General features: G+C 62.0%; 16 protein-coding genes. 11 read left to right on the top strand and 5 right to left on the bottom strand.

Annotated elements, in window-relative coordinates; all coding sequences use genetic code 11:
• The first annotated feature begins 50 nt into the window (after positions 1-50).
• Positions 51-719, top strand: a complete 669-nt coding sequence (locus tag EHF33_RS00700; RefSeq protein ID WP_124867168.1) for a YggS family pyridoxal phosphate enzyme — start codon at positions 51-53, stop codon at positions 717-719.
• Entirely contained in the window at positions 716-1657 is a 942-nt protein-coding gene (locus EHF33_RS00695) for a DivIVA domain-containing protein (protein ID WP_124867167.1), read from the top strand. Before EHF33_RS00700 ends, EHF33_RS00695 begins: the two co-directional genes overlap by 4 nt.
• Before the next feature lie 15 nt (positions 1658-1672).
• On the opposite strand, the gene EHF33_RS00690 is transcribed toward EHF33_RS00695, so the two are convergent.
• Genes EHF33_RS00690 through EHF33_RS00680 form a run of 3 tightly spaced genes read right to left on the bottom strand, consistent with a single transcriptional unit; the run spans position 1673 to position 3397 of the window.
• Positions 1673-2611, bottom strand: coding sequence for an alpha/beta hydrolase family protein (locus EHF33_RS00690; protein ID WP_164473369.1), 939 nt, complete (start codon positions 2609-2611; stop codon positions 1673-1675).
• 32 nt (positions 2612-2643) lie between these two features.
• Positions 2644-3111 carry a peptide-methionine (R)-S-oxide reductase MsrB gene (gene msrB / locus EHF33_RS00685; RefSeq protein WP_124867165.1) on the bottom strand — a complete coding sequence of 156 codons (468 nt, stop codon included), beginning with the start codon at positions 3109-3111 and terminating at the stop codon, positions 2644-2646.
• Between the two features lie 46 nt (positions 3112-3157).
• A complete protein-coding gene (locus EHF33_RS00680; protein ID WP_124867164.1) occupies positions 3158-3397 on the bottom strand; it encodes a hypothetical protein in 240 nt (79 codons plus the stop codon).
• 65 nt (positions 3398-3462) lie between these two features.
• Here EHF33_RS00680 and EHF33_RS00675 point away from each other — a divergent pair, with 65 nt between their 5' ends.
• From EHF33_RS00675 to sucD, 8 genes are all read left to right on the top strand, one after another.
• Positions 3463-3987: a DUF2946 family protein gene (locus EHF33_RS00675; RefSeq protein ID WP_124867163.1), complete on the top strand. Its 525-nt coding sequence runs from the start codon at positions 3463-3465 to the stop codon at positions 3985-3987.
• A gap of 47 nt (positions 3988-4034) precedes the next feature.
• The gene (locus EHF33_RS00670; protein ID WP_124867162.1) at positions 4035-4490 is read left to right on the top strand and encodes a DUF1775 domain-containing protein; all 456 of its coding nucleotides are present in this window, start codon (positions 4035-4037) and stop codon (positions 4488-4490) included.
• A gap of 108 nt (positions 4491-4598) precedes the next feature.
• Complete coding sequence (locus EHF33_RS00665; protein WP_241191193.1) at positions 4599-5012, top strand: copper resistance CopC family protein; 414 nt, start codon at positions 4599-4601, stop codon at positions 5010-5012.
• Positions 5013-5020: 8 nt separating this feature from the next.
• A complete protein-coding gene (locus EHF33_RS00660; protein ID WP_124867161.1) occupies positions 5021-6109 on the top strand; it encodes a CopD family protein in 1089 nt (362 codons plus the stop codon).
• Positions 6110-6249: 140 nt separating this feature from the next.
• Positions 6250-6861: a ParA family protein gene (locus EHF33_RS00655; protein WP_124867160.1), complete on the top strand. Its 612-nt coding sequence runs from the start codon at positions 6250-6252 to the stop codon at positions 6859-6861.
• A 7-nt stretch (positions 6862-6868) separates the two neighbouring features.
• A complete protein-coding gene (locus tag EHF33_RS00650) occupies positions 6869-7123 on the top strand; it encodes a hypothetical protein (protein ID WP_124867159.1) in 255 nt (84 codons plus the stop codon).
• Between the two features lie 208 nt (positions 7124-7331).
• Complete coding sequence (gene sucC / locus EHF33_RS00645; RefSeq protein ID WP_124867158.1) at positions 7332-8510, top strand: ADP-forming succinate--CoA ligase subunit beta; 1179 nt, start codon at positions 7332-7334, stop codon at positions 8508-8510.
• Positions 8507-9412, top strand: coding sequence for a succinate--CoA ligase subunit alpha (gene sucD / locus EHF33_RS00640; protein WP_124867157.1), 906 nt, complete (start codon positions 8507-8509; stop codon positions 9410-9412). The genes sucC and sucD overlap by 4 nt, the downstream gene beginning before the upstream one ends.
• Before the next feature lie 158 nt (positions 9413-9570).
• Here sucD and EHF33_RS00635 read toward each other — a convergent pair whose 3' ends face one another.
• The gene (locus EHF33_RS00635; protein WP_124867156.1) at positions 9571-10800 is read right to left on the bottom strand and encodes a transcription antitermination factor NusB; all 1230 of its coding nucleotides are present in this window, start codon (positions 10798-10800) and stop codon (positions 9571-9573) included.
• Between the two features lie 263 nt (positions 10801-11063).
• Between EHF33_RS00635 and EHF33_RS00630 the strand changes: the two genes are divergently transcribed.
• Entirely contained in the window at positions 11064-11456 is a 393-nt protein-coding gene (locus EHF33_RS00630) for a hypothetical protein (protein ID WP_124867155.1), read from the top strand.
• A 9-nt stretch (positions 11457-11465) separates the two neighbouring features.
• Here EHF33_RS00630 and EHF33_RS00625 read toward each other — a convergent pair whose 3' ends face one another.
• Positions 11466-12080 carry a hypothetical protein gene (locus tag EHF33_RS00625; protein ID WP_420889949.1) on the bottom strand — a complete coding sequence of 205 codons (615 nt, stop codon included), beginning with the start codon at positions 12078-12080 and terminating at the stop codon, positions 11466-11468.
• Positions 12081-12227: the final 147 nt, after the last annotated feature.

Genomic DNA, 12227 nt, shown 5'->3' with positions numbered 1-12227 from the left:
ACCATACATTTTTTACGGTACTGCGGCGCTTCCCATAGACTAATCTACAAATGAGCCTGAACCAAGTCTTATCCGAAATTCGCAGCGCGGCGCAGCAAGCGGGCCGGGCCCCTGAGAGCGCCCGCTTGGTGGTGGTCAGCAAAGGGCAGAGTCTGGAGAGCATCGAGGAAAAGATTCTGACTGGCCGAGCCTTGCCCGCGCCGATCATGCTGGCCGAGAACCGGGGCCAAGACCTGCGCGACAAGGTGCGCCAGGCTGAAGAACTCGGCTGGCAAGAGCGCTTCGGGCCGCTGGAGTGGCACTTTATCGGGCCTTTGCAGCGCAACAAAATCAAGTACCTTGAGCCAGTCAGCTTGGTGCATACCCTGGAAGAAGCGTGGCAAGCTGAGGCGATTGCCGAGGCCGCCCACAAGTGGGGCCACGCGCCCGCCGTGCTGCTGCAACTGCACAACGGCGAAGCGCAAAAGCACGGCGTCGCTCCCGAGCATCTCAAAGCGCTGTACCATGCAGCGGTGCAGACGGGTTTAGAAGTGCGCGGCCTGATGGTGATGGCTCCTTACGGCGACCTCGCAGCGGCCCAGCGGGTGTTCGCTGAGACCGCGAGGCACGCCGCCGATTTGGGACTCAGCGAACTGAGCATGGGCATGAGTGACGACTTTTTGCAGGCCATCCCGGAAGGCGCGACGCTGCTGCGAATCGGAAGGCGGCTGTTTTTGTGAGCGATTTTTTCAAAGGTGGAGGCGACCCAGAGGCGGGCCAGCCCATCAAAACCATTCTGGCAGGAGCCGCAGAACCCCAGCTTTTGCCGTCACCGAGTTCGAGTCGGCGCGGCCAAATTATGCCGCTGGACGTGCAGCACCAAGAATTCAGCTCGGGATGGCGCGGCTACCGCAAAGCCGACGTGCAGGCTTACCTCTCGGAAGTGGCGCAGTCGCTGGAAGCCGATTTGCGCGAGCGGGCCGCCCTCGAACAGCGCCTGAGCGAACTGCAGCGCCAGATTCACGATTACAAAGCGGCCGAAGACGAACTGCGCCGCACGGTGGTGGCCGCTGAACGCATCGGCCACGAACTCAAGGAGCAGTCGCGCCAAGAAGCCATGCTGACGGTTCAGAAGGCCGAACACCGCTCGGCTCTGCTGCTGGAAGTCGCCAAAAACCGCGAGCAAGAAGCCTTGGAGCGTCACGAAAGCCGCCTGCGCGAACTCGAAAGCACCTTCAGCGTGCGCCGCGCTCAACTCGAATCGCTGTACCAAGCCCAAGAGCACGAGCTGGAAAACCGCGCCCGCGAGCGCTCGGCAGCGCTGGAGCGCGAATTCAGCGCCCGCCACGCCGACTTGAGTGGCCGTCTCAGCTCGGCCCATACCGAGTACGCCCAGTTCATGTCGCAGTACCGCGCCGTGTCGCAGGCCTTCGCGCAGGCCGCCAACGCCCATTTGCTGCCGGACACGGCGGGTCTGGCGAGTTACCAGATCGGCGAAGGTACTGTCAGCAAGTCGCAGCGGCCCAGCGCGGTTGAACTGAGTAAGGGGGGGCAGTCCGATACCCCATCATCCGGCGTTCAGCAGTCCGGCGCTCAACAACCCAACACCAAGCAGCCCGACGCCAAGCAACTCAGCCCCGAAGTCGCCGCCGTACAAATCGAGGAGCAGCGCTTTTAGCCGAAGAAGAGCGGGCTAATCGAGGTTGGCCGCCAAGTACGCTTCCGCCGCTTTCCACATGGCGGGCGTACTGAGGTGATCCAAGTTTTCGTAGATCAGCAGTACGTCTTGGCCCTTGAGGGCGGGAAGCTGACTGACTGCGGCTTCGGCCGTGCAGAGTTGGCGCACCTGCGCGGTGAGGTCGGCGGGGCCGCCGTCTTTGGTTTGGCGCACCACCGACACCTTGAGTCCCATCTGGCGGCGAATGTCCAGCACCGAGCAGCTTTGCCGCAGCGGAATGAGCTGATCTCGGTCTGCGGCCACGGTCAAGAGCGGCGCTCTGAGTTGCTTAAGCGCTTCCAGGGGTCGGCGGGCTTCATAAGCGTGGCCGACTTGCTCCGCCGAGCCGCCGAGCAGCGCTTCCCAGCGCTGGGCCACGTCTGGGCGGTAGCTGAGCAACTTCAACTGCTCGGCAAAATCGGTAGGCGAGAGCAGCGTGACCACCGCCCGCACCCCTGTTGTGCTTGAAGCCGCTTTGATGGCGACGCAGCCGCCCAAACTGATTCCCAAATAGCCCACCCGCCCCCGGTCGGTCTTGTAGCGCCCCTCCACCAGACTGCGCAGGGCACGCACGTCACTGACCTCACCGCCGCAGATTTCGACTTTGCCTTGGCTCCCGCCCTGACCGCGCAGGGCGCTGGCCGCCACCACATAGCCCAGCCGAGCAAGGCGGCGGCACAGCGTCAGGTCAACCGGCGTGTCCAGCCCACCGTGAACCAAGTTGAGCAGCGGCCTGCCCAGTTTTTTATCGGGGCGGCAGACAAAGCCCTTGATGATTAGGCCGTCCACTGGGTAGGTCAGCGCTTCGGTGAGTGGGGCGGCGGCAGTCGGCGGCTTGGGCGGCGGGCTGAGCATTTGTTTTGAAGGTCGGGCGGCACCGGGCAGCAACAAGCAGGCGAGGAGCAACCACTCCACTCGCCTGCTTGGCCGCCAATGCATACGGCAGTCTACTCAAATAAAGCTTTGTATTGCCCGTATCCCTGCGCTTGCAGCTCAGGTGCGGGCACAAAGCGCAGCGCCGCCGAGTTGATGCAGTAGCGCAGACCGCCCTGGTCTTGCGGGCCGTCGTCAAAGACGTGGCCGAGGTGCGAATTGGCCGCGCTGGAGCGCACTTCGGTGCGGGTCATGAAGTGGCGCTTGTCGGTCAGCTCCTGAAGCTGGGCGTCTTGAATCGGGCGGGTAAAGCTGGGCCAACCACACCCGGCGTCGTACTTGTCGAGCGAGCTAAACAGCGCCTCACCCGACACGATGTCCACGTAAATACCCTCTTCTTGATTGTTCCAGTACTCGCCCGTAAAAGGCCGCTCGGTGCCTTCGTGCTGGGTGACTTGGTACTGCTCAGGCGTCAGGCGGGATTTGAGTTCGGCGTCACTGGGTTTGGCAAAAGCCGCGTTCGGTTTGGGGGAAGTCGTCATGGCCTCAGTTTAGAGCGGCTAAATGTGGAGGCCTTTCTAAAATCCTCTACGCTTCTTCGCCTTCTTCGGCACGCTGCAAGGTCAGGCCGCGCAAGTAAAAGTCCCAACATTCGGCGGGCCAAGTTTGGTAAATGAGGCGGCGGTTAGCGAGGTCGGCGGCGGCCAGAGCCGCGCCGAGGTGCTGAAAAAAGCGGCTGCCCTGCTCCTGCATGGCGTGGGCAATCCAGTACGGCGGAGAGTCAAGCAGGGTTTGGAGTTGGGTTTCTGGCTGGGAAGGTTCGGTCATACCGCTTATTTTGGCGGGAGTTTCGGCTGTTTTGTCCTCGTTTGCTTGCGCTAAGCTCAGCGTCCATGCGCCGCCCAGCCATTCACCGCTTTCAGCGTACGCTCGCCGCGCTGCTGTGGCTGCTGGCGTCGTTTGCTTTTATGACCCGGCAACAAGACATGCCGGCGTCGATGGACATGTCAGGCATGCTGATGGGCGGGACGGCCAACCAAGCCGCGCCGCTGACCGAAAAGCCGATGACCGAGCCGGAAATGGCCCAGATGGACAGTCCGGCTGAGCAGGCGGGCCAGGGTGTATCCCACCTCCCAGCAGCCAAGCCCACAGCAGCTCAGCTCTCAACGGCGCACGACCATCAAACCAAAACACACAACGCCAACGCGCCGCCCGCACCTACGCCGGACACTCCAAATCAACAAGGCCACGCCGGACACTGCCCATTTTGCTTCACGGCGGCTTTCGCGCTGACGGCCTCTCCGGTTGAGCTTCCGGCCCCCGAGTATGTCCAAACGGCCCACCAACTCGCCTCCATTCCCACCGCGCCGCGCCCGCTGCTGGGCTCCAAACGGGCACGCGCTCCGCCTCTTGGATGAAGTGAGTTCTCAGACTTTGAACCCCCATTCAATCCCAAGAGGTAGACATGAACCGTTCCAACACCCTGACCGCCCTGATCGCTGCCGCCGTGCTGAGCGCCGCCCCCGCTCTTGCCCACGCCGTTGTCCGCACTGAAACGGGCGCTGCCGAGAGTATGGCGGGCGCGAGCGAGACTTACCGCCTGAACGTGCCGGTCGAAAAAGACATGGCGACCACTGAAGTCCGTTTGGTGGTGCCCAAAGGTGTGAGCATCACCCGCTTTCAAGTGACGCCGGGATTTGTCCGCACCACCAAAACCGATGACGCTGGACTCGTCACGGAAGTCACCTGGAAAGGCAAAATTGCGCCGATGGAGTACGCCCGCTTCTTCTTTCAGGCCCGCAATCCGGCGGCGGCAGGCGACTTGAGTTGGAGCATCTACCAAAAATACGCCGACGGCAGCGTCGTGGCGTGGGACGGCACCGATCCGCAACTGCCCGCCAGCAAAACAGCAGTGAAGTAAGGCCTTGAGCCGCTGAGGCGTGAGCGCTCGCTGCTGCTCGGCTTTGAGCGCCCACACCTCGGTATCAAAGGGCCGAGTTCAACGGCTCATTCCCGATTGAGGAGATCTATGAAAAATTCCCCCCTGAACAAACTGCTTCCCCTGTCCGCTGCTTTGCTGATCGGCACGGCCTTGGCCCACACCCAAGTCACCAAGGTGGTTCCGGCACAGGGCAGCAGCGTGACCGCGCCCAGCGCCGTAGCCCTGACTCTCAATGAGCCGATCAACTTGCGCTTTTCCACTTTTAAGGTCTATGCCCTGCCCGCCGGAACAGACGCGGCGACTTTTACCAAAACGAAGATCAATCTCAAAGACGACGCTGAGGCCCGCGCCGATGCCTATTCCAGTTCATCCAACATGGCCGCCAAGCTGAGCATTCCGCTGCAAAGTCATCTCAAAGCGGGCCAGTACGTGGTGATGTGGCGCATTTTGTCGGACGACGGACATCCGGTCAGCGGGCAGTCCACCTTCAGCATCAAATGAGGCGCTAGGTGAGCTGGCTGGAAGTCGCCAAGCTGCTGACTTACAGCGGCCTCGCCGTGCTGCTCGGCGGCGTGGTGGTGCGGCGCTGGCGGCTTTCGGACGCGCCGCTGTGGTGGCTGGGGCTGGGCACGGGCCTGATCGTGCTCGGCGCAGGGCTGGAAGTCGGCAGCACTTTGGTTGATCTGGGATTCACCGCACCCAGCGACGTGGCTGACTTCCTGACCTCCACTCGCACGGGCAAGTCGGCCCTTGTGCGAATCATCGGCGCAGCGGTGCTGCTGGCCGCCGCCCTGCAACATTGGCGCTGGCTGGAATGGGCGGGCGGCCTGATCGTCCTCTACGCCACCTCCAACGCTGGACACGCGGGCGAGCGCGGCGGCATCTGGCTGCTGCTGGATATGCTTCACGCAGGAGCGGCAGCCATCTGGGTGGGCGGCGTGCTGGCGTTTGCGCTGGGGGCGCTCCGGGGGCGTTTGCTCTCCCCCGCCGTCACCCGCCGGTTTACACCTCTGGCTTTGTCGTGCCTCGCCGTGCTGAGCGTTTCGGGCGTCATCACCGTGTTGGGCTACATTCCACTCGCCTCACTCTGGCCTGCGCTGTGGGGCAGCACTTGGGGCGTGACGCTGCTGCTGAAGCTGGGCCTGATTGAACTAGCGCTGCTTTCGGCGGTGTTGGTGCGGCTGACCGTGGCCGCCAGACTCAGCATTCGCGCCCCAAAATGGCTCCCACTCTGCTTGGAAGCAGCGCTGCTGCTGAGCGTACTGGGCCTGTCGGGGGCGCTGGCGACTTCACCGCCGCCGAGCACCGCGCTTATTCAGCGTCAGGCCGTGCCGATTTCGGTGAAGCTGGGCCAGCAAACGCTCAGCGGGCAATTGGTGCTCAGCGGAACAGGTGACGCGGCGCTGACGCTGACGCCCGCTCTGCCCAAGCTCAGCGCCGCCCTACAAATGTTGGATCACCCGATGCCGGATCAGCCTCTACCGCTGGAAACCAAAGACAATCAGCTCAGTGGCCAGACGCGGCTGTGGATGAGCGGCAACTGGGCGCTGAAGCTGGAGCAGGGCGCAGAAACAGCGCGGGTGGAGTTCGCCTACTGAAGAAGGGGGCCGGGGAGTGGGAAGACCAAGCCTGTAATGCCGCCCGTTCTAAGGGCCGATCAAGGCCTGACATCCCCTCCTGCCTCCCCTGCTAGGCTGAGCTTCATGAAGAACGTGCAAGACGAGCAGGTGAACACCCAATGCCGCAAGTGATCGCCGTGACCTCCGAGAAAGGCGGGGTGGGCAAAAGCACCCTCAGCGTCCACCTGACCGGCGCTTTTCAGGAACGCGGTTTGAGCGCCGTGCTGATCGACGAAGACGGGCGGGTCGGCAGCGCGGTGCGCTGGGCCAGACGCGGGATGGGCCTGCCGTTTCCGGTGCTGGAACCTGAAGAGGTCAAGCCCAAGAAACTGAGAGAAGCCGACGTGATCGTCATCGACACCGAGGGCCGCCCCAAACGCAGAGATTTGCGGGCGCTGGGCGAGCGGGCCGATCTGATTTTGGTGCCGAGCGGGGTGTCGATGCTGGAACTCGACGCCACCGCCGAGCTGATGACTTTTTTGCACCAAGACCCCCAAACCCGCCGCCGCACCCGCGTGGTGATCAACCGCGTGCCGCCGGTGGGCAGGGCCGGCTTGGAAGCCCGTGAGGAGCTGCGCGAAGGCGGTGTGACCGTCTGCAACACCTTGGTGCGCTCATACGCCGCTTACGTGCGGGCCGCCGAACTCGGGGTGCTGTGTAGAGACGTGCAGGGTGACAGGGCCGCGCAGGCTTGGGCCGACATCGTGACCTTGTCGCGGGAACTGCTGTGAGGCGCTGATGGCGGGCCGCTTCGGGTACCTGGACGGCCAGAAAGTCAGCAAACGCAGCCGTCCCAAAAAGAAACACGATAAAACCAAGCCCGACCCCAACAGTTCAGAACCGCTGGAAATCGTTTATGTTCGTAAAGAAATCCTGCGGGCGGTTTGGAAGGAAGTTAAGCAAGAAGGCGGCGAAAGCGTTTCGGAGTTGGTGGACGAACTGCTCTCGGCTTGGCTGCAAACCCGTGCCGAGATGGACAGCGAGGAAAACTAGCGACAGCCCAAGCGTCCGCCTTGTTGTTCCTGACCCTGTTCTTGAGTCAGGAACAACAAGGCGGGCTATAGATGAGAGGGCAGCCTCAGCGGGTATACTCCTATATCGGGAAAGCAGTACCGCACAACTCACACCGCAACGACCCCAAGCGGCGCAGCTTAAAGCCGCCCACCCTTCTTGACCAACTTTTTTTTGAAAAGGAGTCACAGTGAAACTTCACGAATACCAAGGCAAGGAAATTCTGCGTCAGTTCGGCGTCAACGTGCAGGACGGCAAAGTGGCCTACACCCCCGACGAAGTGCGCACGATTGCCCGCGAGTACGGCCAGCCGGTCGTGGTTAAGGCGCAAGTCCACGTTGGCGGGCGCGGTAAAGCCGGCGGCGTCAAGTTCAGCCCCACCATCGACAAGGCTTTTGAAAACGCCGAGAAGATTCTGGGCATGGACATCAAAGGCCTGACCGTCAACAAAGTGCTCGTCACCAAAGCGGTGGACATCGACGCGGGCGTGGAATACTACGTCGGCATGATTGTTGACCGCAACGTGCAGAGTTTCACCTTGATGGCTTCCGCCGAGGGCGGCGTGGAAATTGAAGAAGTCGCGGCGGCCACGCCCGAAAAGATCATTCACCACCGCGTCGATCCCGTGACGGGCCTGCGCCCTTACGAGGCCCGCGAAGTCGCCATCAAAGCCGGATTCAAGGGCAACCTCAACAAAATTGCCGACATGATGGTCAAAATGAGCAAGGCCGCTCTGGAGCGCGACGCCGTGTTGGTGGAAATCAACCCGCTGTTCATCGACGCCGACGGCACGCCCCTGGCGCTCGACACCAAGTTCGAGATCGACGACAACGCCATGTACCGCCACCAAGATTTACTGAGCTGGCGCGAAACCGAAGCCGAGCACCCCTTGGAAATCGAAGCGGCCAAGTACGGCTTTGCTTACGTCAAGCTGGATAACGGCAACGTGGGCGTGTTGGGCAACGGCGCAGGCATCGTGATGACTTCTCTGGACGTGGTCAACCGCGCCGGAGCCAAGCCCGCCAACTTCCTCGACATCGGCGGCGGCGCAAAAGCCGAGATCGTCTACAACGCCGTCAAACTGGTCAGCAAAGACAGCGACGTCAAAGCCATCTTCATCAACATTTTCGGCGGTATCACCCGCGCCGACGAAGTGGCCAAAGGCGTGATTCAGGCGCTGAACGAAGGCATTTTGACCAAGCCGGTACGCATGCGCATCGCCGGAACCGCCGAAACCGAAGCCAAAGCGCTGCTGGCCGAAGTCAACAGCCCCCTCATTCAGATGTACCCCGATATGTTCCAAGCCGCTGAAGCCGCTGCCGCCGATGCCAACAAAGCAGACGCCAACACTGCCGGAGACAAGAAATGAGCATCCTCGTTAATAAAGATACCCACGTGATCGTCGTCGGCATGACCGGACGCGAGGGCGCAAACCACACCAAAGCCATGCGCGAATTCGGCACTAAAGTCGTGGCCGGCGTGACCCCCGGTAAGGGCGGACAGACCCACGAAGGCCTTCCCATCTACAACAGCGTGGGCGAGGCCGTCAGCAACCACCAGGTCGACGCCAGCATCATCTTCGTGCCGCCCGCCGGAGCCGCCGACGCGGTGCTGGAATCGGCCCACGCAGGCGTGCCACTGGTCATTTTGATCACCGAGGGCGTGCCCACCGTGGACATGATGAAAGCGGTGCAGGAAGTCAAGGCGCTCGATCACGCCAGCCGTGAAGAAGGCGGTAAAGGCGTGCGGCTCATCGGCGGCAACTGCCCCGGCCTGATCAGCAGCGGCGAGTGCAAAATCGGCATCATGCCCAACAGCATCTACGCCGAGAAGGGCCGAATTGGCCTGATCTCGCGCTCCGGCACGCTGACCTACGAAGCGGGCAAGCTGCTGCAACTGGCCGGACTCGGCACTTCCACCACCGTTGGCATCGGCGGCGACCCGGTGATCGGCACGACCTTTGCCGACGTGCTGCCCCTCTTTGAAGCCGACCCCGACACCGACGCCATCGTCGTTATCGGTGAGATCGGTGGAGCCGACGAGGAAGCCGCCGCCGAGTACATCAAGCACAACATGAAAAAGCCGGTCGTCGCGTTCATTTCGGGCCGCAGCGCCCCAGCCGGCAAGCGGATGGGCCACGCCGGAGCCATCATCATGGGCAACGTCGGCACGCCGGAAAGCAAGCTGGCCGCCTTTAAGGATGCCAATGTGCCGGTGGCCGACACCATGCCGGAGATCATCGAGCTGGTCAAGAAAGTGCTGAACAAGTAAGAACTTCAGGTCAAAAAAAAGTCGCCCCGCGAGGCGACTTTTTTTGTTGCTGAGTGCTGACAATCAAACTTCTGCTCCGCGTCGAGGGCAGGCCCGTCAACACAGAGCCAAAAGCGCAAGGCGGAGGCTTGAAACGTGGCTCCTGTCGATACCCCCGCTTAACGCCGCTGCAACCGGGCGATATAAAAGCCATCTATGCCGCCCTGCATCATGGTCAGGACGCCTGCACCCCGCTCAGTTACGGGCACCAGCAAGTCCGGCAGCGGGGCGGGCGCGAAGTCAGGATGATCGGCCAAGAAGCGCTGCATTTGCGCTGGCCCCTCGGAGGCACTGATGCTGCACACGCTGTAGACGAGTGTGCCGCCCGGTGCCACCAGCGGCGCACAGGCACGGAGAAGCTTGGCTTGCAGCTCGGCCAGTTCGCTAACGGTCTGCTCGGTCAGGCGCAAAGCGATTTCGGGGTGAGCACGCAGGGTGCCGCTGCCGCTGCAAGGCGCGTCCAGCAAGACCAGTTGGGCGGGGGCCAGATCGGAAGGGGTCCGAGTCAAATCTGCGGTCAAAAACTCGGCTTTGAGGTGCAGCCTACCCATATTTTGCCGCGCTGGGCGTGCCTTCTTCTCGTTGGCATCGACGCTGGTGACTTGTGCGCCCCTGGAAGCCAGCATGGCCGCCTTAACGCCCGCGCCGCCGGCCAAGTCCAGCACCCGCACGCCCTCCACTTCACCGAGGGCCAGCACACAAGCGAAGCTCGCCGGATTGATAGGCTGCGCCCAGCCACTCTTAAACGCCGAGGTGACGCCCAGAGGCCGTGAAAGTGAGACGCGGTAAACGTCGCCGTAACCCTCTTCCACTTCGCTGCCCTCGCCGCGCAGGGCACCCACACCTTCAGGCGTCAGCCGCAGCCAGAGCGGTTGAGGTTCGAGCAAGCTCTCCTGCACCGCCCGCGCCTGTGAACCGTAAGCGTCCTGCAGCTCGGCTTCCAACCATTCGGGCAAAGCCGAGACATTGGGTAGCCGCTCCAAGCGCCGCAGCACCGCGTTGACCAGTCCGGGCGGGCCGAAGCCGCCGCGTGCCAAGTCCACGTACTCGTTGACCACAGCGTGAACCGGCGTTTCCAGCACGAATTTTTCGTACGCTCCGGCCAGCAACACGGCGCGGGTGCTGTCGCGGGTGCTTTCCTGAAGCAGCGGTGTCAGCGCGGCGTTGAGCCGCCGGTAGTGGCGCAGGGTGCCGTAGACCAGTTGGGTGGCCAGGCCCGAGTCGCGGCCCGCCAAATGGGCGCGTTTGAGTTCACGGTCAAGCTCGGCGGAGGCGTAAGCGCCGCCGAGCACGCGGGTCAGCACCCGGAGGGCCACCTCGCGGGCAGGATTGGGGGAAGCAGCAGTCATCTGCTCAGCATAGCGTCGCAGAAGAGGTCAGCGCTTTGGAGCGAGTAGTAAGGCCGCTTTTGCTCTGCGACTGGACGAAAACATGGCCGCAAGACATTTAAATAATCTTAATCTATTGGGGAGGGCAGATCCCATACTTTCGACCCGGCGGGTGGAGAAGGAGGTCTACGTGGGCTTTTTCACATTTTCCATTAAAGAAAGTAGCCCTTTATCGTGACGGCACCACTCTGACAAAACTCCCACAATCTTGTCATGATGAGGATGTGAAAAAATTCATGGTATTGCCGCTGATGCTGGTGGCTTGTGGAACCATACCAACCGCGCCTGTGCTGAGCGGCCAAAGCGTGGCTGTTCAGCGCTGCGGAACGGAGTGCTCGGCGGTACAGACCCCCTCATCCACCGATACAGCTTCGCGCAGCTACCTCGTGAATTTCAAAGAGATTTTATATGTGCGGGCCAACGCTGTTCGCAGTACCGTGCAATTCGGCAAAGATTCGGCCAATCCGGCTTGCCTCCTCAGCGTCAAAGCCCCGAGCGGCGTCACTTCGGTCAATCGCGGCAGCGGCACAGTCATCTCAGTCAGCAACGCGCTGCTCAGCCAGAGCATCTGGAATATGGCCTGTCCCGAATACAACAGCGGGTGGAACGTTTTTTAGGGTTAAGGCCTAAGCTCCCCGTTTCCACTTGCCTTTGCTTTTGTGTCCGACCCGGTTGGCCACCACTGACATCCGGTGCTGCACCGTTTCGTCGTCGTAGCGCAGCAGCACGGCGAGGCGGACACGGCTGATGATGTGATGCGGATGCTTGGGCACAAAGGCCGTCACTACGTCCAAAAAGTCCACCGAACCCGCCGGAGTGTCAACAGTTTCAAGCTGCACGACGACGTGAAGCGGCAATTTGATGGTGCAAGCTTCAAAATACCCGGCCACCAACCAGCGGCGCTCCTGCGGATAGATGGCCCTTACCCGCCCGGACAGCAGCACCTGCATGATGTCGTGTTCCAAGAATCCCTCGGCGCGGGCGTGGTGGGTGGCGTGGGTGCAGACGTGATAGTGGCCCTCGTAGACCGCCTCGCGCAGCCGGGAGTGGGCGCGGGAAAGCAAAAAATCATCGGTGCTGACCCCCTGCAACTCGGCTTCGCGCTGCGGGCTGAGCGGCTTGAGGGCCAAGTTGGCTGGCTTGGGCGCGGGAGCGGGCTTACGCCGACTGGCCTTCTCAGCTTTGGCGAGCTGAGCGCGTAAGGCCATCAAATCTGTCTGCGAACCTGTCTGCTCTTTCAAAGCGACCCCTCCCTGGTGTTGCCTTCCTTGGCGTGCTTGTTGGGTTTTCCATTTGGTTTGCCGGCCCGCTGCTTTGCCAAAAAGGAAATGACCTGCCAAAAACAAAAAATCCCCCGAAACGCGCGTCGTGGCGTTGCGTGGGAGAGT

Origin of the sequence: Deinococcus psychrotolerans (assembly GCF_003860465.1) — a bacterium.
Taxonomy (GTDB): domain Bacteria; phylum Deinococcota; class Deinococci; order Deinococcales; family Deinococcaceae; genus Deinococcus; species Deinococcus psychrotolerans.
This window is presented reverse-complemented; position numbering and strand designations above follow the sequence as displayed.

Bases quoted from the DNA above. Each gene is read 5' to 3' on its own strand.
- EHF33_RS00700 (WP_124867168.1), top strand. From the start codon at position 51: ATGAGCCTGAACCAAGTCTTATCCGAAATTCGCAGCGCGGCGCAGCAA.
- msrB (WP_124867165.1), bottom strand. From the start codon at position 3,111: ATGACGACTTCCCCCAAACCGAACGCGGCTTTTGCCAAACCCAGTGAC.
- EHF33_RS00680 (WP_124867164.1), bottom strand. From the start codon at position 3,397: ATGACCGAACCTTCCCAGCCAGAAACCCAACTCCAAACCCTGCTTGAC.
- EHF33_RS00675 (WP_124867163.1), top strand. From the start codon at position 3,463: ATGCGCCGCCCAGCCATTCACCGCTTTCAGCGTACGCTCGCCGCGCTG.
- EHF33_RS00670 (WP_124867162.1), top strand. From the start codon at position 4,035: ATGAACCGTTCCAACACCCTGACCGCCCTGATCGCTGCCGCCGTGCTG.
- EHF33_RS00665 (WP_241191193.1), top strand. From the start codon at position 4,599: ATGAAAAATTCCCCCCTGAACAAACTGCTTCCCCTGTCCGCTGCTTTG.
- EHF33_RS00655 (WP_124867160.1), top strand. From the start codon at position 6,250: ATGCCGCAAGTGATCGCCGTGACCTCCGAGAAAGGCGGGGTGGGCAAA.
- EHF33_RS00650 (WP_124867159.1), top strand. From the start codon at position 6,869: ATGGCGGGCCGCTTCGGGTACCTGGACGGCCAGAAAGTCAGCAAACGC.
- sucD (WP_124867157.1), top strand. From the start codon at position 8,507: ATGAGCATCCTCGTTAATAAAGATACCCACGTGATCGTCGTCGGCATG.
- EHF33_RS00635 (WP_124867156.1), bottom strand. From the start codon at position 10,800: ATGACTGCTGCTTCCCCCAATCCTGCCCGCGAGGTGGCCCTCCGGGTG.